A 20062-nucleotide genomic window follows, 5' to 3' on the forward strand; every position below is an offset into this window, starting at 1 on the left:
ACGCCTCGAAGAACCTCGCCTTCAGGTCTCCAAAATCCACGATCCCCGCAACTCCCTGAACAACAGGGTGTTGCGGGGATCAATAGAACCCGCCAAGTCTCGCCGGGGTCTTCCTCGTGTGCCGCTCCGCCGCGGAGGTTGCTCGTCCCCCCTGTGGCATGCGCTACAAATCGGCTTGTCCGTTTGGAGAACGAAAGTTCCGCCCCTTAGCGTCGACCGGGCTGTTCGTCACTCGTATGTCGCGACCGCGACGTACCGGGCAGCCATCGCCGAGTCCCCGTCGGGCGTGAGCCTGGGGAGCCGGGGACCCACACAGTCCCTGGGGTGAATCGGATGCCCGGCCTCGGTGAGGCCGCGGTGCCCGTAGGAGACCTTCCTGCTCCGAACCCGTCAGCTAACCCGGTAGGCGAGAAGGAAGGAAAGGACCAGCCACTTCATGGCGTTCACCCGTGCCACCGGGAAGCACCGTGCCCCGAGCCGGCTCACGCGCAACAGCGCGAAGATCGCCGGCATCGCGACCCTGGCCACCAGCGGCGTCATCGGCGGCGTCGCCTCCCCGGCAGTCGCCGCGGACACCGGAGCCTCCGACGCCGACGAGACCGGTCTGAACCAGGTCATCGTCATCGAGAGCGTCCTCGCCGACCGGATCGATGCCCAGGCCGACGCGCAGCAGCGCCAGGCCGATGCCACGGCGAAGGCGGAGGCCCTGCGGAAGGCCGAGGCCGAGAAGCGGGCCGCGGCCAGGGCGAAGGCGGCGAAGGCCGAGGCGGAGGCGAAGCGTGCCGCCGAGGCGCGTGCCGAGAAGGCGCGAGCCGCCCGTTCCGCCGAGCGGACCCGCCTGGGCTCCTTCCAGCTTCCGGTCGCCGGTTCCTACGTCACGACCGGCTACAAGTCCAGCGGTTCGCTGTGGTCGTCCGGCAGCCATTCGGGCATCGACTTCCACGCGGCTTCCGGCAGCTCGGTCGTCGCGGTCGGCGCGGGGACGGTCGTCGAGGCCGGCTGGGGCGGCGCGTACGGCAACAACATCGTGCTCCGGATGACGGACGGTACGTACACGCAGTACGGCCACCTCTCGTCGATCGGGGTCTTCGTCGGCCAGAGCGTGGGCGCGGGCCAGCGGATCGGGTTCTCCGGGTCGACCGGCAACTCCACGGGCCCCCACCTCCACTTCGAGGCCCGGACCACGCCCTCCTACGGCTCCGACATGAACCCCGTCGCATACCTGCGCGCCCACGGCGTCAGCGTCTGAGCGAGGCCCCACGCACGACACCGTTCCAGAAGGCCCCGGCGGGCGCGTACCGGAAGGACTCGCGTGCCGGGGCCTTCGGCATGCCGGACGCCCCGTCCACCGGGGGCCGCGTCGCGCCCGGGCGGGGGAGGCCTTCCGCCGAGGGCGCAGGAGACCGTCACCGCACGAGTCCCCTCCTCCCACGGGAGCCCGTCACCCCAGGAGCCCGTCACCGTTCGAGCCGTCGCCGCACCACGAGCTCCTCGCCCGCGGCGGTCCTCGCCGCGGGCGGTTCGGAAAACAGAAGAGCCGCGGTGCCGTTTCACGGCACCGCGGCTCTCGCGCGGGAATTGGTTCAGACGGTCTCCGGGAGCTCGTCGAGCCCCTCGGCGACCAGCTTCGCCAGGCGGTCCAGCGCGATCTCGGCGTCGTCCGCCTCGGAGGCGAGCACGATCTCCTCGCCGCCCTGCGCGCCGAGCCCCAGCACCGCGAGCATGGAGGCGGCGTTCACCGGGTTGCCGTCGGCCTTGGAAATCGTCACCGGGACGCCGGACGCCGTGGCGGCACGGACGAATATGGAAGCGGGGCGGGCGTGCAGGCCCTCGGCCCAACCGACGTTGACGCGGCGCTCAGCCATGGTTCTGCCCTTCATGAATCAACGGTTGTCTAGACCATTCTCGCACGGGGTGCGCGGTGCTCCGGCCGACCCGCAGGACGCCCGCGACCAGTGCGGCAGCGCTGTTCGATCCCCCCAGACTGCCCCGGCCCCAGGGCGTACGCGACCGGTGGCCGAGCCGTACGCTGGGCCCATGCAGCCCGCGCCGGAGCACAGTCCGCACCACGCCTACCCCGACCACTGGGAGGCGGACGTGGTCCTCCGTGACGGCGGGACGGCCCGGATCAGGCCGATCACCACGGACGACGCCGAACGGCTGGTCAGTTTCTACGAACAGGTATCCGACGAGTCGAAGTATTACCGTTTCTTCGCTCCCTATCCCCGTCTGTCGGACCGGGATGTGCACCGCTTCACCCATCACGATTACGTCGACCGGGTGGGGCTCGCGGTCACCGTCGGGGGCGAGTTCATCGCGACCGTCCGCTACGACCGGATCGACGGGCGCGGCAGGCCGGCCTCCGCGCCCGCGGACGAGGCCGAGGTCGCCTTTCTCGTGCAGGACGCGCATCAGGGCCGGGGAGTCGCCTCGGCGCTCCTCGAACACATCGCGGCCGTGGCCCGCGAACGCGGAATCCGCCGATTCGCCGCCGAGGTGCTGCCCGCCAACACCAAGATGATCAAGGTGTTCCGGGACGCCGGCTACACCCAGCAGCGCAGTTTCGAGGACGGTTCCGTCCACCTCACCCTGGACCTCGAACCGACCGCCGAGTCCCTCGCCGTCCAGCGCGGCCGTGAACAGCGGGCCGAGGCGCGCTCCGTGCAACGCCTGCTCGCTCCCGGCTCCGTGGCCGTCGTCGGCGTCGGCCGCACGCCCGGCGGGGTCGGCCGCACGGTCCTGCGCAACGTTCTCGGGGCAGGTTTCACCGGTCGTACGTATGCCGTGAACCGGTCGTTCGCCGCGGACCAGGGCACCATCGACGGGGTCCCCGCCCACCGTTCCGTCGGCGAGATCGACGAACCGGTGGACCTCGCCGTCGTCGCCGTCCCCGCCGAACGGGTCCCGGAGGCCGTGGCCGACTGCGGCGAGCACGGCGTCCAGGGCCTCGTCGTCCTCTCCGCCGGATACGCCGAGTGGGGGGCCGAGGGCAGGGACCGGCAACGCGAACTGGTCCGCCAGGCCCGCTCGTACGGCATGCGGATCATCGGCCCGAACGCCTTCGGCGTCATCAACAACGCCGAGGCCGTCCGGCTGAACGCCTCCCTCGCCCCGGAGCCGCCCGCGTCCGGCCGGATCGGCCTGTTCACCCAGTCCGGGGCGATCGGCATCGCCCTGCTCTCCCGGCTCTACCGGCAGGGCGCCGGGCTCTCCACCTTCATCTCCGCGGGCAACCGTGCCGACATCTCGGGCAACGACTTCCTCCAGTACTGGTACGAGGACCCGAACACCGACGTCGCCCTGCTGTACCTCGAATCGTTCGGCAACCCGCGCAAATTCATGCGGCTCGCCCGGCGCACCGCGGCCGTGAAGCCCGTCGTCGTGGTGAAGGGCGCCCGGCACAGCGGTTCCACCCCGCCCGGCCACGCCGTCCCGGTCAGCCGGATCCCGGACGCGACGGTCTCCGCGCTCATGCGGCAGGCCGGCGTGATCCGGGTCGACACGGTGACGGAGACGGTCGACGTGGGCCTCCTCCTCGCGGACCAGCCCCTTCCGGAAGGGCCCGCGGTCGCGATCCTCGGCAACTCCGAGTCGCTCGGGCTGCTCACGTACGACGCCTGCCTGACCCAGGGACTGCGGCCACGGCCGCCCCTCGACCTCACCACCGCCGCCACCCCGCAGGACTTCCGGGAGGCCCTGGCCGCGGCCCTCGCCGACGAGGGCTGCGACTCGGTGATCGTCACGGCGATCCCGTGGGTGGGCGAGGACGGGGAGGCGGAGACCGGCGACGGAGAGGTGCTGGCCACCGCGCTGCGCGCGGCCGTGGCCACGGGCCCCGCCAAGCCGGTGGCCGTCGTCCACGTGGAGATCGGCGGCCTGGCGGACGCTCTCGCCGCGGCCACCGGCACGGTCGCGCAGCCGCGCACGCCGAGGCGGTCCTCGGCCGTGGAGCCGGCGGAGGCGGTGGCCTCGGGAACGGACCCCTCGCCCACGGAGACCGTGTCCGACGGCGAAGGCCCCCTCCCCGGTCCGGCGGGGACCTCCGCACCCCCCGGCCGTGCCACCGGCGTCGGTTCGGGCACGGATGCCCCGGACACGTCCGGACCGGGTACCGGCGGCAGACGGATCCCCGCCTACCCGGCCGCCGAGCGAGCGGTGCGGGCCCTGGCCGAGGCGGTGCGCTACGCGCAATGGCGCCGGCAGGCCGCGGTGCCCGGCAAGGTGCCCGAGTTCCTCGACGACACCACCGACGAAGCCGGGGCCGCCGAGCTGATCGACGCCTTCCTCGGCCCCGCCCCCGATCCGCGCGGCAGGCCGCTCACCCACGACGAGGCGTGCGAACTCCTGGGCCGCTACGGCATCGCGGTACGGCCGACGCTGCCCGCCCCCGACCCCGAGGCGGCCGTCGCCGCCGCGGCCCGGCTCGGCTATCCGGTGGCGCTCAAGACCACCGCGCCCCACCTGCGCCACCGGGCCGATCTCGGCGGTGTACGACTCGACCTCGCGGGAGAGGGCGCGCTGCGGCGCGCCTACGGAGAACTGACGGACCTGCTCGGCGGCCCCGCCGAACTCCAGCCCGTCGTCCAGGCCATGGCCCCGCGCGGTGTCGACACCGTCGTACGGGCGGCGATCGACCCGGCGGCGGGCGCCGTCCTCTCCTTCGGGCTCGCCGGCGCGCCCTCCGAACTCCTCGGTGACACCGCCCACCGTCTGGTTCCGGCCACCGACCGTGACGCCGCCGAGCTGATCCGGTCCATCCGCGCGGCTCCGGTGCTGTTCGGCTGGCGCGGTGCGGCGCCGGTGGACACCGCGGCCCTGGAGGAGCTGCTGCTCCGGGTCTCCCGGCTGGTCGACGACCATCCCGAGGTGGTCTCCGTCGCCCTGGAGCCGGTCGTGGTGGCCCCCCACGGGCTCACCGTCCTCGGGGCGAGCGTCCGTCTCTCGCCGCCCCCGCCCCGCACCGACCTCGGGCCCCGCCGCCTCCCGAACTACTGAAACCACCGAAACCGCCCGAACCGCCGGCCGGAACGCGCGCCGCCCGCCCGTCGGCGCCGTTCCCGCGGGGCCGGGGTCCCGTGCCGCCCCGGCCGGTCCACGACGTCCCCGGCAGCCATCCGCCCCCCGTAGGATGGTGCTCATGGCAAAGACCGGTACGACGACCCAGGGGCTGCGCGCGGCGATCGAGCGCAGTGGCTACTACCCGGCCCTCGTGGCCGAGGCGGTGGAGGCCGCCGTGGGCGGTGAGCCGGTCGCTTCGTACCTGGTCCACCAGGAGACCACCTTCGACTCCAACGAGGTGCGCCGCCACGTCACGGTCCTGGTCCTCACGGACACCCGGTTCATCGTCAGCCACACCGACGAGCAGAACGCGGACACCAGCTCCCCGACGCCGTACGCCACCACCTCCACCGAGTCGGTCAAGCTCGACCGGATCTCGTCGGTCGTGGTCAGCCGGGTGGTGGCGAACCCGGAGAAATACGTTCCGGGCACACTGCCCCGCGAGGTCGTCCTCACCATCGGCTGGGGCGCGGTCTCCCGCATCGACCTGGAGCCGGCCGCCTGCGGCGATCCCAACTGCGAGGCCGACCACGGCTACACCGGCAACTCCACCGCCGACGACCTGAGCCTGCGGGTCAGCGAGGCCGGCGACGGCCCGGACACCGTGCGCCAGACCCTCGCCTTCGCCCAGTCGCTCTCCGAGGCCACCGCCGCGACGCCCGCGACCGGCCGCTGATGGCCCAGCCGATTTGGCAGGACCCCGTTCCGCTCGACGTCCGCACCGCTCCCGTTCCCGAGTACGGCGTCGGCTCGCTGGCAGATCTGCTGCCGACCCTCGTCGCGGGGCAGGGCGTGCCCGGCTTCACCGCGACGATCCCCGAGCTCACCCCGGCCGACCGGAACTGCGTGTTCCTGATCGACGGCCTGGGCTGGGAGCAGATCCGGGCCCACCCCGACGAGGCGCCGTTCCTGCACGCGCTGCTCCCCACCTCGCGCGGCGGCACCGGCCGTCCGATCACGGCGGGCTTCCCGGCCACCACTGCGACCTCGCTGGCCTCGGTCGGCACCGGACTTCCGCCGGGGGAGCACGGACTGCCCGGCTACACCGTGCGCGATCCCGGCACCGGCGAGCTGATGAACCAGCTCCGCTGGTATCCCTGGACGCCGCCCGGGGAGTGGCAGCCGCACCCCACGGTCTTCGCGCTCGCCGACGCCGCGGGCGTGGCCACCGCCCAGGTGTCCGCCCCCGCCTTCGAGCGGACGCCGCTCACCCAGGTCGCGCTGAGCGGTGGATCGTTCCTCGGCCGGCTGTCCGGCGAGGAACGGATGGACGTCGCCGCCGAACGGCTGGCGGCGGGCGACCGCTCGCTCGTGTACACGTATTACAGCGAGGTCGACGCCAAGGGGCACCGCTTCGGCATCGACTCCGACGCGTGGCGCGGACAGCTCATGTACGTGGACGGTCTGGCCCGGCGCCTGGCGGAGCAGCTCCCGGCCCGTTCGGCGCTGTACATCACCGCCGACCACGGCATGATCGACATCCCCTTCGACGAGCGGTCCCGGATCGACTTCGACGAGGACTGGGAGCTGCGCGCGGGTGTCGCGCTGCTCGGTGGCGAGGGCAGGGCCCGGCACGTGTACGCCGTTCCGGGGGCGGAGAACGACGTCCTCGCCGTCTGGCGGGACGTGCTCGGCGAGGAGTTCTGGGTGGCGAGCCGTGACGAGGTGATCGAGGCCGGATGGTTCGGCCCGAAGATCGACGAACGCGTCCACGGCAGGATCGGCGACGTCGTCGCGGCGGCCCACGCCGACGTGGTGATCACCGCGTCGGTCAACGAGCCGCACGAGTCCGAGATGGTCGGCATGCACGGCTCGATGACCCCCGTCGAGCAGTACGTCCCGCTGCTCGAAGTACGCTCGTAGCCGCGTTCTCGCACCACCGTCCGGCCCCGTGACCGCTCCGCAGTGCCCGAAAGGTTCTCAGTTCCTGATGTCCGAATTGGTTTTCTTCTCCGGAACTATGGATTGCGGGAAGAGCACTCTGGCGCTCCAGATCGGGCACAACCGCTCGGCCCGCGGGCTCCAGGGCGTCATCTTCACCCGGGACGACCGGGCGGGCGAGGGGAAGCTGTCCTCGCGGCTGGGCCTGGTCACGGCGGCTGTCGAGGCCACCGAGGGCATGGACATGTACGGGTACTTGGTCGACCGGCTGTCCAAGGGGGGCAAGGCCGACTACGTGATCGTCGACGAGGCGCAGTTCCTCTCGCCGGAGCAGATCGACCAGCTCGCGCGGGTCGTGGACGACCTCGGTCTCGACGTCTTCGCCTTCGGTATCACCACGGACTTCCGCACCAAGCTCTTCCCCGGCTCCCAGCGGCTGATCGAGCTGGCCGACCGGATCGAGATCCTCCAGGTGGAGGCCCTGTGCTGGTGCGGAGCCCGGGCCACGCACAACGCGCGCACGGTGGGCGGGGAGATGGTGGTCGAGGGCGCCCAGGTGGTCGTCGGCGACGTCAGCCGTCCGGTGGGGGAGACCGGTTACGAGGTCCTGTGCCGCCGCCACCACCTCCGCCGGATGACGGCGCCCGCCGCCCGCGCGGGCGCGCTGTCCCCCGACGTCCTGCCGGTGACCTCCGACTGACGACCGGTTCGTTCCGTCGGCCGCGAGTTCCCGCGGGCCCATCGCGCTCCGTGCCCGTGTCACCACCCGTGTGTCGAGCACGGTGGCCCGGCCCGGCGGCCCGGCCCGGCACGTTCCGCTGACGTGCCGAGCCCCGTTGGGCTACTGTGAGCGACGTGTCGGAATCCGTCGAACTCTGCGCACTCGCAGGCGAGTTCACCGCAGCGCTCGCTCGCCAGCAGCAGCTCGCCGAGCGCCGTGAGGAGATCGTCACCAGGCTGCACGACGAGGTCGAACGGCTGCGCCGGGGCGAGGTCGAGGTGGCGCTCGATCTCGTGCGCCACTCCCTGATCCGGCTCCACGACCAGATCCTGCGCCAGGCCGAACACGTCACCGGCCCGCTCGGCGTCGACGAGCTGCGGGAGCTGCTGAACGCGCTGGCCGACGAGACGGCGGACACCGTGGCCAGGACCGGCGTGCAGCGGTACGTCCCCCGGCCCGGCTCGGCGTTCGACATGGCGTCGCAGCGCCCGGTGGGCCGCGCCGCCGCCGAGGGGCCCGAGGCGGACCGGACGGTGGCGCGCGTCGTCGCCGCCGGTTTCGTCCAGGGGGAGCGGGTCGTCCGCAAGGCCGACGTCGTGGTTTCCCGGTGGGAACCGGACGCCCCGTGAGCGCCGTCGTCCCCGATGGGGCCGATCGGCATGACTGGCAAGGACAACCGGCGGGACAACGGACGGGACGGGCGCGATGCGGCCGTCCCTACGGCGGGAGACCGTATGGCCGTGTACGGCATTGACCTGGGGACCACCTACTCGTGCGTCGCGCGGATCGACGACGTCGGCAGACCGGCCGTGCTGCGCAACCTGGAAGGGGCGGACACCACCCCCTCCGTCGTCTACTTCGAGAGCGCCGACAGCGTCGTCGTGGGGCAGAGCGCCAAGGACGCCACCGTCCTCGACCCCGAGCACGTCGTGCAGCTCATCAAGCGGGACATGGGCGACGTGGTGCCGCGCGAGTTCCACGGCCGCACCTACACCCCCGAGGAGATCTCCGCTCGTATCCTGCGCAAACTCGTCGAGGACGCGGAGACCGCCTGCGGCGACAAGCCGCGCGACGTGGTGATCAGCGTGCCCGCCTACTTCGGGCTCGCCGAGCGGGACGCCACCCGCAAGGCCGGCGAGATCGCCGGACTGCACGTCCTCGACGTCGTCGCCGAACCCATCGCCGCCGCGCTCGACTACGGGGCCCTGGAAGGGGACGAGGGACACGGCGACCGGACCATCCTGGTCTACGACCTCGGCGGCGGCACCTTCGACACCACCGTGCTCACCCTGCGCGGGCGCGAGCTGACCGTGCTGTGCACGGACGGCGCGAAGGAGCTGGGCGGCAGCGACTTCGACGACCGCATCGTCGTGCACCTGGTGGAGCGGTTCCGCGAGCGCTTCCCGGACGTCGAGGACCCGCTGTCCGATCTCCAGTCCGAGACGCAGCTGCGCAAGGACGCCGAGGAGGCGAAGAAGGCGCTGTCCTTCCGCGAGCGCTACACCGTCCGCGTCATGCACCAGGGCAGGGTCGAACCGGTGGAGCTGACCCGGGGGCTGATCGAGGAACTTACCCGGGACCTGCTCGACCGCTCCGTCGACATCACCCGCCGCACCGTCGAACTCGCCGCCGAGCGGGGCGTGTCGTCCTTCGACGACGTGCTGCTCGTCGGCGGCGCGACCAAGATGCCCGCCGTCGCCGCCGCCCTGCGCACCCAGTTCGGCTTCGAACCCAGGCTGCACAACCCCGACCTCGCGGTGGCCCGCGGCGCCGCGCAGTACGCCCTCGACCGGGCCACGTACATCCTCCCCGACGGCGAGTTCCCCACCGACCGGGCGCCGGACCTGCCGGAGACCGGCCTCGCCCACCGGCCGTACGACATCTCCACCGTCGCCTCGCGCGGCTACGGCATCCAGGTCATGGACATCGACACCGGACGGGAGTACATCACCCACCTCGTGCACGCCAACGACGCCCTGCCCGTGTCGGTGACCGACGACTTCTACACGCTCCGCGCCGGTCAGCGGAAGGTCCGGATCCAGGTGATGGAACAGGCGGGCGCCGTGGAGTCGGAGGAACCGGAGCACAACACCGAGGTGGCGCAGGGCACGTTGGACATCCCACCCGGCAAACCCGCGCGCTGGCCCGTCCAGTGCACGTTCACGCTCGACACCTCCGGACTCCTCACCGTCGTCGCCACCGAGCGGGAGACCGGCGAGCAGATCGAGATCTCCCTCCAGATCGGAGGTCTGTCCCAGGAGGCGGTCGACGAGGCGCGAGTCGCGATGAGCCGTCAGCGGATCGGCTGATCGCGGGCGGAACGGGGGGAACAGAGCCGTGGTCTTCGACGAGATGCGCTACCGGCGCGAGGTGCTCGACGCCGGACTGCCCGTGACCGAGGACCTGCGCACGCGCTACCAACTGCCGCAGCGCCTCACCGGACCCGCGGTGGCCGAGGCGGTCGCCGCGGTCCGCGCCTGCTGGCGCCGCAACCGGTCGCGGCTCAAGTACCGCTCCGTCATCGAGCAGTTGGAGGCCGGGTACCTCATCCACCGGCCGCTGCTGGACACGGCCGCCGCCGGGGACCCGGCGCGACTGCGGGCCGCCCTCGCGGAGCACGGCCGACGCACCGAATCCGAACGGGCCGGGCTGCGCGCGGCCCTGGAGGAGGCCACCGGCGGGCTCGGCCTCCTCGCCGAGAGCACGGTCGCGGAGATCGCCACCGCCCACCGGGTCCGCGAGGACCGGGTACGGGACCTGCTGCCCGTCCTCGGACTGCGTGTCACCGAACCCGACCCGCTGCCCCGGTCGCTGCCGCACCCCGCGTACGCGCGGTGCGCCGGTCACCTGGAGGTGCTGGGGCTGCGGCACCTCGGCGACTTCCTCGCGACCGACACGCCCGGCGGGCGGACCGAGCGGCCCGTACACGTCTTCGGCGCGCCCCCGGTCGACCCGTCGGGCGTCGAGGCGGCGGCACGCCGCTGGGGACGGCTGCCGCACGGCGCCGCCCACACCGCGGCGCAGGCCGTGACCGCCGCCGTCCGCGGCGTGCTGACCGAACAGGGCCCGGAGGGCCTGACCCGGATCCTGCTCCATGAACTGGCGGTGCCGCTGCGGACGCGGTACGCCGCCCGCGCGACCCCGGCCACACTCCTCGCCCACGCGGTGGGGGAACTGTCCGTCGCCGCCGACGACGCGCGGCGACTGGTGTTCGCGGTGCTGCACGAGGCCGCCGGCGACCCGCTGTCGGAGCGGCTGCGCCGACTGGCCGCGGACGGGCGGCTCGCCGAGGCGGTGGCCGTGGCGGACCGGTTGCCGCGGGGCTCGCTCACCGGGGACGGGCGCGCCCTGGCCGAGCACGCGCGCGGGAGGGTCGCCGAGGCGCACGGTCTCGTGGACGCCGCGCGCCGACTGCCGGCGGCCGAGGCGGACCGGGCCTGGGACCTGCTGGAACAGGCGGAGGCGACAGTCCGTGACCTTCCGGGGACCGACGCCGTGCGGCGCGGCCTCGCGGTGCACCCGGTGTCCGGCCTCACCGCGGCCGGGGACGGCGCGGACGTCGTCGTCCGGTGGCGGCCCTCGCCGTCCACGACGGGCGAGCCCGAGTGCGTGCTGCTGCGCACCGAACGGCGCCCGCCGCGCGACGCGGACGACGGCACGGTGCTGCCGCTGACGTCGCCGCGTGCCACCTCGTACGTGGACGGCTCGCCCCCGGCCTGCGTCCCGCTGTACTACGCGGTCGCCGTGCGCCGGTCCGCCGAACCCGGCAGTGCGCCCTCGCCGCTCGTGGTGGGCGGGCCCGTCGTGCACTGGCCCGAGGTCACCGGGTTCCACCTGCGCCCCGGGGACCGGCTGATCGGCGCCGACTGGACGTGCCCGGACCGTGCCCGGTCCATCGAGGTCGTCCGCACCGGCCCCGACGACGAGGAGGTGCGGGTCGACGCCCGCCGCGACGGCTTCACGGACGGCGGGCTCGTCAACGGCACGACCTACGGCTACCGCGTCCGCGTCGTCTACCGCACCGACGACGGACTGCCCGTGCGCACGCGGGGCGTCCGGCGCGCGGCCACGCCACTCGCACCGCCCGAACCGGTCACCGGCCTGGACATCCGCCTCGTGGACGGTGACCTCCTGGCGCGCCTCGACCCGCCACCCGGCGGTGAGGTGCGTCTGTACGGCTTCGACGACGCGCCCCCGTGGCCGCCCGGCACCCGGCTGAGCGCGGCGGAACTCCCCGGACGTCCGATCGTGACGCGACCCGCCCCGGAAGGGCTGCGGTTCGCACCGCCGGGCCGGCCCACCCTGGTCCTCGCGGTCACGGTCGCCGGGGAACACGCCGTCACCGGAGCACACGCCGCGGCCGCCGTGCCCGCGCTCGGCACCCCCACGCTCACCCGCCACGTCGGCACGGGCGTGGCCGTCGCCTTCGACTGGCCGCCGGACGGCGGCGACGAGGCCGAGATCACCTGGCGGACGCCCGGCGAGGCGGGCGAACGGCGGCACACCGTCACCCGCGCCGCCTACCGGCACGGGGCGGGTGTCCGGCTGCCGGTCGAGGGCGGCGCCGGGGTGGAGGTCGAGGTGCGGCCGATCGCCGTGCTCGGCGGACTGCCCGCGTACGGTCCGCCGAGCACGGCGGCACTGCCGCCGCGCGCCGAGGTCGACTACCGGCTGGAGCGGCACGGCCTGCCCGGACGGCGCACGGTCACCGCCGTGTTCACGGCGCGCGTCACGGTACGGGCCGAGCGGCTGCTGCTCGTGCGCTCCCCGGGGCCCCTCCGGCCGCTGGAGCCCACCGACGGGCACGTCCTCGCGGAGGTCTCCGACGTGACGCTCGGCCCCGGGCGGGACGTGAGGCTGTCGGCGCGCCTGGCCCGCGGTCCGGGCGGCCGGCTGCGCTGCTTCGCCGTCGGCGCGGCGCTCGTCCTGTGCGATCCGCCGCAGCACACGCTCGAAGTCACCTAGGGGAGTGGACGTGAGATTTCCGTGGCGCCGTACCTGGGTGTGCCCGCACTGCTTCCGGCGCATCTCCCGCGCACAGATCGCGTACGTCTGCGCGAGCGGCGCCGCCTGCGCCGAGAACCGGGGCCTCGCCTCGGCCGACCCACGGGCAGGTTCGGCGGTGTGCGGCACGTGCGGCCGCACCACCACCCGGCTGCGCTGCACCGCCTGCACGGCCCGGTTGCCGGAGGGCTATCTGCGCGCTCCCGGAAAGCTGGTGGCGCTCGCCGGACCGGTCAGCTCCGGCAAGAGCACCTACATCGGTGTCCTCGTGCACGAACTCCTGCACCGCCTCGGCGCCGAACTCGACGCCGCGCTGCTCCCCTGTGACGACGACACGATGTCGGACTACCACGAACGGTACGAGCGGCATCTCTACGAGGAGCAGCACACCGTCCCCAAGACCGCCGAGCACGACATCGGCCGCCCCCTCGTGCACCGCCTCAGCCGCACCCGGCGGGGCCGTTTCGGACGTGTCCGCAGGCGGGTGCTGACCCTGGTCTTCCTCGACACCGCGGGTGAGCACTTCGCCTCGCGCGACCGCATGGAGACCCAGACGCGCTACTTCGCCGCGGCCGACGCCGTCGTCGTCCTTGTCGATCCGCAGGACCTGCCCGGCGCACCGGTGCGGGACGGCGACGGGGTGCCGGGCCGGTCGGGCGACGTACTCGCCCGGGTGCTGGGCCACCTGGGCGGCGGCGGGAAGGTGACCGTGCCGGTCGCGGTCGTCCTCACCAAGGCCGACCTCCTGTGGGCGCACCTGCCGGACAACTCCCCGCTGCACCGCACCCGCCGTCCCGGCCCCGTCTTCGACACCGACGACCGGGCCGCCGTCCACGCCGAACTGCGCGCCCTCCTGCGACGCTGGCAGGAGCACCAACTCGACGCGCGACTGAGCCAGTTCTGCACCGACTACCAGCTGTTCGCGCTGTCCACGCTCGGCGCCGGGCCCCGGCGGGGCGGCGGCCTCGGACTCGGCGGCCTGGTACGCCCGCACCGGGTGGAGGACCCCCTGATGTGGCTGCTGCACCGCTTCGGCGCCCTCGACCGGGGACGGCGGTGACACGGATGGCAGGACAGGCGCACTACACGTCCGCCCCACCCTCGCCCGACGCACCCCACGGCGGCTTCCGGTTCACCGCCGTCTCCCCGGCGGCCCGCCCCGCACTCGACGTCCTTCGCCCCCTGACGGGATACGCGCGACCTCCGGGCCCGGACCGGGATCGCCCCTTTCCCGTGGCCTTCGCCTACGACCGACCGGCCGACGACGCGGCAGTGCTGACCCGCACCCGCTTCACCGGGCGGGACTACACCGGCCGCTGGGGCAACCACTTCTGTCACGCCCTGTACGCCACCCCCGACGAACTCGCCGGTCTGCGCCCCGTCGAACTGTGGGACACCCCCCACTGGGCCCCGGCACCGTCACCCGACGACCGGGACCTGCCCGACCTCGGCCCTCTCGTCCCCGGCAGCGCCGTCGGGCCCGACCGGGTGGCCCACCTGCTGGCCGACACCGGCGACCCCGGCGTCCGCCTCCTGGAACGACTGCTCACCGCGGCCCTGCGGGCGCTGGTCGGCGAAGGCCCCGGCGCCACCCTGGTCTCCGAGGATCCGGACCGTGCCGTCGACTGGATCGCCGCCGTCTCCTACACCCTGCCCGCCGGCCTGGCCGCCCGGCTGACGTTCACGACATACACCGCGAGGCCGGGGGACGACCACCACCATCTGATCGGGACCGGGACGAAGACCGCGGAGCGGGCCCCGGGCCCCGTGTTCCACCTCGACCCACTGACCGGGGACGGCTGTCCGGGGCCGGTCCCGATGGCACGGTTCCTCGTCGGCGCGCTGGCGAGCGGACGCCTCGACGTCCTGGACACCGTCGCGGAACTGTGGGACACGGGCCCCGCGGACGGCGTCGGGGGAGACGTGCGGCGGCTGCGGGCCGGGTGCGCGCTGCTCGCGCCGGACGGCGACGCGGGGGCCTTCGACGGGGAGGGGCCCCGGCTCGTGGGTTTCGTGCGCGCCGTCGCGGAGCTGCGGCCGCAGGAGGCGCGACTGGCGCCCGAGCACCTGACGGACGCCGCCGCGTGCCATCTCGCCGACGGCACGACACCCCTCGGCGACGTGGGGGCCGCGCTCGCCCCCCTGCCCGAGCCGTACCGGCGGGCCGTCCTCGCGGGGGTGCTCGCCGCCCTCGAAGCCTCCGCCGCCCTGCGGGCCTCCGCCCTGGACACGCGGGCGTGCGCCTCCCTCGCCCGCCTCGCGGACGAAGCGCCGGACGTGCTCTCCGCGGCCCCCGCCACCGCGCTGCACGTGCTGCGCCGGGCCGCCGGGGAGCCGCGGCCGACCGCGCTGCGGATCCTGCGGCTGTACCGGCGGGGGCTGTGGACGGAGACGGAGACCTACGAGGCCCTGCGCGATCTGGTGCGGCCCGAGGAGCCGGAGCGGGCACCACGGCTGCTGCGGCGACGCGGACCGGCCCGGGGGAGGGAGTGAGCCGTGGGGAACATCGTCGTGCTGCTCCTGGCGGTCATCCTGTTCATGGCCGTGATCGTCGGCCACTGCCTCCTCATCACCCTGCCCAGGCTGGTGTGGACCCAACTGCACACCATCTGGCGGACCTTCGGCAGGGCGGCCCACTCCCCGCCCGACCCGCACGGCGAACCGGCCACGCCCTCCTACCTCCGCGTCGTCGCCGCACGCGATCTGCGGGCGGCCTGGTGGGACGGGCTCGAACGACACGAACGGCTGATGAGCGACGCCGAGCGGTTCCTGGCCGACCGGGTGAGCTACGTGTTCGGCGGCCCGCCGCGACAGCGGGGGACCGGCGGGCGGGTCCTGCTGACGGTCTTCCTGCGCCCCGTCTTCCTGCTGACGCTCGTCGCCGTCGTGCTGACCGCGACCGCGCTCAGCATCCTTCCGCTCCTGTTCGCGCTGCTGGTGTGGGCACTGGGCCACGCACTGTGGATCCTGTGGTGGGCGATGTGGGCGGCCGTCGCACGGACGGGCCGCGCGCTGCGCGGCGGGCCGGCGCCGTGCCCGTACACCGGCTGCGGGCGCACCATCCGCCGTCCGGCACGGCTCTGCCCGACGTGCCGGGCCGCACACCGGCAGTTGCTGCCCAACCGGTACGGAGCCCTCTCCCACCGCTGCCGTTGCGGCACCCGGCTGCCCGCCGTCCTCGGCACGCGCCGTCTGGACGCGTCCTGTCCGCACTGCGGAAAGGCGCTGCCCGCCGGGTACGAACGGGCGCGGGTCGTCGTGCTCGTCGGCGGCTCGGGCGCGCAGCGCGGCGCAGTGCACCGGCAGGGGCAGACCGAGCTGGGCGCCGCGCCCGGGGCCGAGCCGTCGCTCGTGCGCACCGACGGGGTGCCCGTGCTCTGGTACGACCCGTCCGGTGACGCCTACGACAGCCAGGACGCGGTGGCCGCGCTGGACGTCCTGGGCCGGGCCCATGGACTGCTGCTGGTGGTGGACGACCCCGCCGCGCACAGCGACGCCGCGCACGCCGTCACCCGGGTCCTGCACGTCCTCACCGCCCTGCCCGCGCGCCGCCGCCCGCGCCGGCTCGCACTGCTGTACACCCGGGCGGCGCGGGGCGACGACACCGCCGTGCGCGCACAACTCGACGCGGCCGACGGCGGCCCCCTGCTGCGCGCGCTCGACGCCGCGGACATCCCGATGCGCTGCGTTCCGGCCTCGGCCCTCGCGGGGACGCTGGGATGGCTCGTCGGCACGCCCGGTACCCCGGGCCCGGGGGAGAGCATGGTGCCCCCACCCGTGCGACGGCCCGAGAGCACGACATTCCGCTTTCCCCGGCACCGCGCCGCCCGGCGCACCCTGCTGCTCACCCACCTCGCCGGGTACCTGGTCGTACCGCTCGTCCTGGTCCTGCTGGAGGCGGGCGCGCTGCCGCCTGCCGCCCTCCTCGGCCTGCCCGGGATGTACGACGGCTGGCGGCATCCGCTGACCGGTTCGGTCCGCCGGATCGACCTGGCCGCGGCCGCCCCCCGGGGCTGGCCGGAGCTCAGCGCGAGTTACTCGGCACCGGGACATCCGCCGTCCGCCGCCCTGCCCGGTCACGCGGGCTACTGGTCGGCCAAGGGATCCTCGCTGAAGGACAACTGGCTGAGGATCGACTTCGGTATCCCGCTGCCGCTGAGCGAGGTGTCGGTGGACTTCGACCCGGACAGCGTCACGTCGCTGTTCGTACCGGGCCTCGACGTGGAGGGCCAGGTCGGTGCCCGCACCGTCGAGTTCCGGGACGGACGCCCCCACGAGCAGAAGGACGGCCCCTACTCCAGGAAGGAGTACGGCTACGACTACCCCGTCCCGGAGGCCATCGACTCCGTCCGCATCGGCCTGCTCGACGCGTTCGCCAAGACCGAGGACGTGCAGCGGCTCCGCCTGCGCGAGTTCGACATCCGCTGGAACAGCTCCGACGCACTGCGCCTGCGCCCGGCGGACGGCGGCCGGATCGTCCTGGAGAACACCACCGCACGCGACCTCGCCATCACCGTACGACCGCCCCTGCTGCCCGAGGGCTGGCGGGCCACCCCCGTCGGGCGGCCGCCCCGGAGACTCGGGGCGCACGGCACGTACGAGATGCGCTGGCGGATCACGGCTCCCCAGGGGGCCGCGGACCGCGCTCCCATCGCCTACGCCGTCGACATCAGCGAGGGCGGCCGGACGGTGACGGCACGCTGTCTGGCCCTCCTCACGGCCTCCGCGGATGTCGAGCCGCTCTGCTGAGGGCTCAACGGACACCGGACGGAGACGTCCAGCAGGGCCCCGCGAAGTCGGCGAGGGCCGTGCCGAGCCGGGGATCCACCTGCGACGAGAAGCCGATGGGCAGGACGTAGTACCAGCCCTCGCCCATGCGGGAGCGGCGGGGCGGGCGCGGGGCGTCGGCGCGCAGCCGGACCTGCAGGGCGTAGAAGCGGGCGTCCCGGCCCCGGACGGTCGCGCGGCGCACGGTGATCTCCTCGACGTGTCGCCATGCGTAGGAGCGTCGCCTGCGCCCGATCACGGAGGTGACGCCGTCCCGGGTCAGCTCCAGCTCCAGCCGTTGCCGCGGCAGGAGGAACCCGACCACGGTGACGGCGGCGCCGAGGAGGGGCAGGAAGAGCATGGCCGCCCAGCCTGCCGCGTCCTGCCACTGGCCGCTCACGGTGAACCGCACGACGAAGACGCCCATCAGGGAGCCGAGCGCCGTCCAGTGGGCCACTGGCAGCCTCTTGGACCGACCGCGCAGGTGGAAACGGTCCGCGGTGCGTTCCGCGGTGAAGCGACCGGATTCCGTGGACGCGGGCACGCGGTCCGGCCCGGGGCCGGACGAGCCGCCGCTCTCGCCCCGCTCCCGGGCGCGCCGCTCCGCCAGGTGCTCCTGGAGCCGCCGGTTGCGGAACCGATAGGTGCCGCCCGACAACTGGAGCAGCCCCGCCGCGCGCGCGTCCCTGAGGAACGCCATCAGGGACCACGGCACCCGCCGGGCCGCCGCGAGCGAGCACTTGGCGAGGATCCAGCGGCTCCACGGGCTGAGCAGGACGAACATCGCCGAGGCACCCGCCCAGCCCCCGACCGCGGGCCACCACCCGTCGCCGCCGCGGAGCCCGAAGAACAGACCCGTACCGGTTCCAATCAGCGGGGCCACCAGCGTCACCAGGGTGACCAGGGCGGACTGTTCGCCGCGCAGGAGCGCGTCGGGTGTGGCGGCGTCCACGGTGTCGGCCGGAGCCGCGTACACGACGGTCAGCAGCGTGGGCAGCACGCCGCCGACCGCCAGCCAGACCAGGACGGGGTCCGGTGACACGAAGACGTGCAGGGCGAGCAGGAGGACGACGAGCGAGGGACCTCCCACGAGCGCCGCGAGGCGGACCTGCGGCCCCACCCGCGCATGCCGGTCGAGGGTGCGCAGGGCCTGGATGAACAGCAGGGGGTTGGCGCTGCGTCGCGGCTCGCTGATCCGGTGCCCGAACCACGAGGCGGTCACGGACCGTGCGATGGCCGCGAAGAGGATCCCGCCGGTCACGTCCGCCGTCACATTGAAGTCACCCAGCGGGGAGTCCTCCGCGTACCCGGACATGCCCGCCTCGATGAGGAGGGAGAGCAGGATGCCGGCCGTGAGCAGCGCGGGCAGCGCGAGCAGTCGTGGCAGCGGCGCCGAGTGCAGCCGCCACCAGGCGAGTTCGGACTCCTCGCGACGGTTCAGCAGCAGCGCCAGGTACGAGAGCCAGGCATCGGCCCGTTCGGCGTCCCAGGCACGGGGCGGGTGCAGCCGGCCGGGGTTCGGGGGCCGCGACGGAAACGCGGCGGCAACGATGCCGTCGAGCAGGTGCTTCTCGACCGCGTCACGGGTCGGGAACCGTGCCCGGTTCACCAGCTCCCCCGGATCCGCCGGATGCTGTTCGTAGGACCGGCGTACCAGCCACACCATCAGCGGACTGGTCAGGGCCCACGCCACCGGAGCGGAGGGTTCCTTCCGAAGGGTCCCCAGCAGGCTCGCCCAGGCCGCCGCGCGGGCCGGTGGCCGGGCCATGCGGAGGTAGCCCGCCACCTCGTCGGGGCGCAGCGGCAGCGACTCGATCACCGTCGCGTGGCGCAGACCCCTGCCCCTGCCGTCGAGGTGCTCGTACTCGGCGGTGCGGGACATCAGTACCACGTCCCCCGTACCGCCGAGACCGGCGTTGAGCGCGTCGAGGACCTCGTCGCGGCGGTGTCCGGGCAACTCGTCGAGGCCGTCGAGGACGGGCAGCACCCGCCGGTCGAGGACGAGCCGTCGGGCCGGGTGCACACCGTCCACGGGCGGCAGACCGGGGTGGTCCTGGCGCAGCCGGTCCATCAGCCAGTCGGTGAACGACTGCCGCCGGGTGTCCCAGGACTCCAGCGACAGGACGAGCGGGACCGGTACGTCGTCCTCGCCCTGTGTGAGCCGCCGGGCGAGGAGTTCGAGGGTGAGCAGGACGGACAGCACGGTCTTGCCGGACCCGGCGGCGCCCAGCACGACCAGCCGCCGCCGTGGCCGGAGCCGGAGGAAGGTCCCGGCGATGGTGTCGGTCCCGGAGCCCGCGGGCACGTACTCCCCGGCGGACGCCACTCGTCGGCTGGGTGTCCAGCGCACGGGCAGCGGCTCGGGATCGGTCATGTCCCAGGCATCGGCCTCGGCCCGCCACCGGTGCAGGAGACCGCGTGCGAGTCGTCGTTCGGCCGCGGCGAGTGGGGCGTCGTCGTCGGGCGACGCGGAATCCACGCGCAGGGTCAGATTGAGATCCCCTTCGAGGATCCCGATCTGGATCAGGTACTCGGCCGTGCAATCGACCGCCGTGTTGGTGATGTTCGGCTCACCGGAGTCCGCCTGCCTCGCCATGTACGTCCGCCCCCGTCATATCGCCCTTCCCGCTC

13 protein-coding genes and 1 riboswitch are annotated in these 20062 nt (G+C 73.9%); of the genes, 11 read left to right on the top strand and 2 right to left on the bottom strand.

Features of this window, described 5'->3' with window-relative positions; genetic code table 11:
• Positions 1-257: 257 nt before the first annotated feature.
• Positions 258-423: riboswitch (cyclic di-AMP (ydaO/yuaA leader) on the top strand.
• A gap of 13 nt (positions 424-436) precedes the next feature.
• Positions 437-1249, top strand: coding sequence for a M23 family metallopeptidase (locus ACF1CT_RS28755; RefSeq protein WP_391786890.1), 813 nt, complete (start codon positions 437-439; stop codon positions 1247-1249).
• A 334-nt stretch (positions 1250-1583) separates the two neighbouring features.
• Here the strand turns inward: ACF1CT_RS28755 and ACF1CT_RS28760 are convergent, their stop codons facing one another.
• Positions 1584-1865 (bottom strand): HPr family phosphocarrier protein, encoded by a 282-nt coding sequence (locus ACF1CT_RS28760; protein ID WP_391786891.1) that lies wholly within the window; start codon positions 1863-1865, stop codon positions 1584-1586.
• Between the two features lie 172 nt (positions 1866-2037).
• Here ACF1CT_RS28760 and ACF1CT_RS28765 point away from each other — a divergent pair, with 172 nt between their 5' ends.
• The 10 genes from ACF1CT_RS28765 (at position 2038) to ACF1CT_RS28810 (ending at position 17413) form a co-directional block, all read left to right on the top strand.
• Positions 2038-4995, top strand: coding sequence for a GNAT family N-acetyltransferase (locus ACF1CT_RS28765; RefSeq protein WP_391786892.1), 2958 nt, complete (start codon positions 2038-2040; stop codon positions 4993-4995).
• Positions 4996-5137: 142 nt separating this feature from the next.
• Positions 5138-5734, top strand: a complete 597-nt coding sequence (locus tag ACF1CT_RS28770; protein WP_391786893.1) for a DUF5998 family protein — start codon at positions 5138-5140, stop codon at positions 5732-5734.
• A complete protein-coding gene (locus ACF1CT_RS28775; protein ID WP_391786894.1) occupies positions 5734-6921 on the top strand; it encodes an alkaline phosphatase family protein in 1188 nt (395 codons plus the stop codon). Before ACF1CT_RS28770 ends, ACF1CT_RS28775 begins: the two co-directional genes overlap by 1 nt.
• 67 nt (positions 6922-6988) lie before the next feature.
• Positions 6989-7639: a thymidine kinase gene (locus ACF1CT_RS28780; RefSeq protein ID WP_391786895.1), complete on the top strand. Its 651-nt coding sequence runs from the start codon at positions 6989-6991 to the stop codon at positions 7637-7639.
• A 155-nt stretch (positions 7640-7794) separates the two neighbouring features.
• Positions 7795-8289: a nucleotide exchange factor GrpE gene (gene grpE, locus ACF1CT_RS28785; protein ID WP_391786896.1), complete on the top strand. Its 495-nt coding sequence runs from the start codon at positions 7795-7797 to the stop codon at positions 8287-8289.
• A gap of 105 nt (positions 8290-8394) precedes the next feature.
• Complete coding sequence (locus tag ACF1CT_RS28790; protein WP_391786897.1) at positions 8395-9969, top strand: Hsp70 family protein; 1575 nt, start codon at positions 8395-8397, stop codon at positions 9967-9969.
• A gap of 28 nt (positions 9970-9997) precedes the next feature.
• A complete protein-coding gene (locus ACF1CT_RS28795) occupies positions 9998-12625 on the top strand; it encodes a hypothetical protein (RefSeq protein WP_391786898.1) in 2628 nt (875 codons plus the stop codon).
• 10 nt (positions 12626-12635) lie between these two features.
• Positions 12636-13724 (top strand): hypothetical protein, encoded by a 1089-nt coding sequence (locus ACF1CT_RS28800; RefSeq protein WP_391786899.1) that lies wholly within the window; start codon positions 12636-12638, stop codon positions 13722-13724.
• A 5-nt stretch (positions 13725-13729) separates the two neighbouring features.
• Positions 13730-15157, top strand: coding sequence for a hypothetical protein (locus tag ACF1CT_RS28805; protein ID WP_391786900.1), 1428 nt, complete (start codon positions 13730-13732; stop codon positions 15155-15157).
• 3 nt (positions 15158-15160) lie between these two features.
• Positions 15161-17413 carry a hypothetical protein gene (locus tag ACF1CT_RS28810; RefSeq protein WP_391786901.1) on the top strand — a complete coding sequence of 751 codons (2253 nt, stop codon included), beginning with the start codon at positions 15161-15163 and terminating at the stop codon, positions 17411-17413.
• 4 nt (positions 17414-17417) lie between these two features.
• Here ACF1CT_RS28810 and ACF1CT_RS28815 read toward each other — a convergent pair whose 3' ends face one another.
• Positions 17418-20027: an NACHT domain-containing protein gene (locus ACF1CT_RS28815; RefSeq protein ID WP_391786902.1), complete on the bottom strand. Its 2610-nt coding sequence runs from the start codon at positions 20025-20027 to the stop codon at positions 17418-17420.
• Positions 20028-20062: the final 35 nt, after the last annotated feature.

Source organism: Streptomyces sp. NPDC014734 (genome assembly GCF_043083325.1).
Lineage (GTDB): Bacteria > Actinomycetota > Actinomycetes > Streptomycetales > Streptomycetaceae > Streptomyces.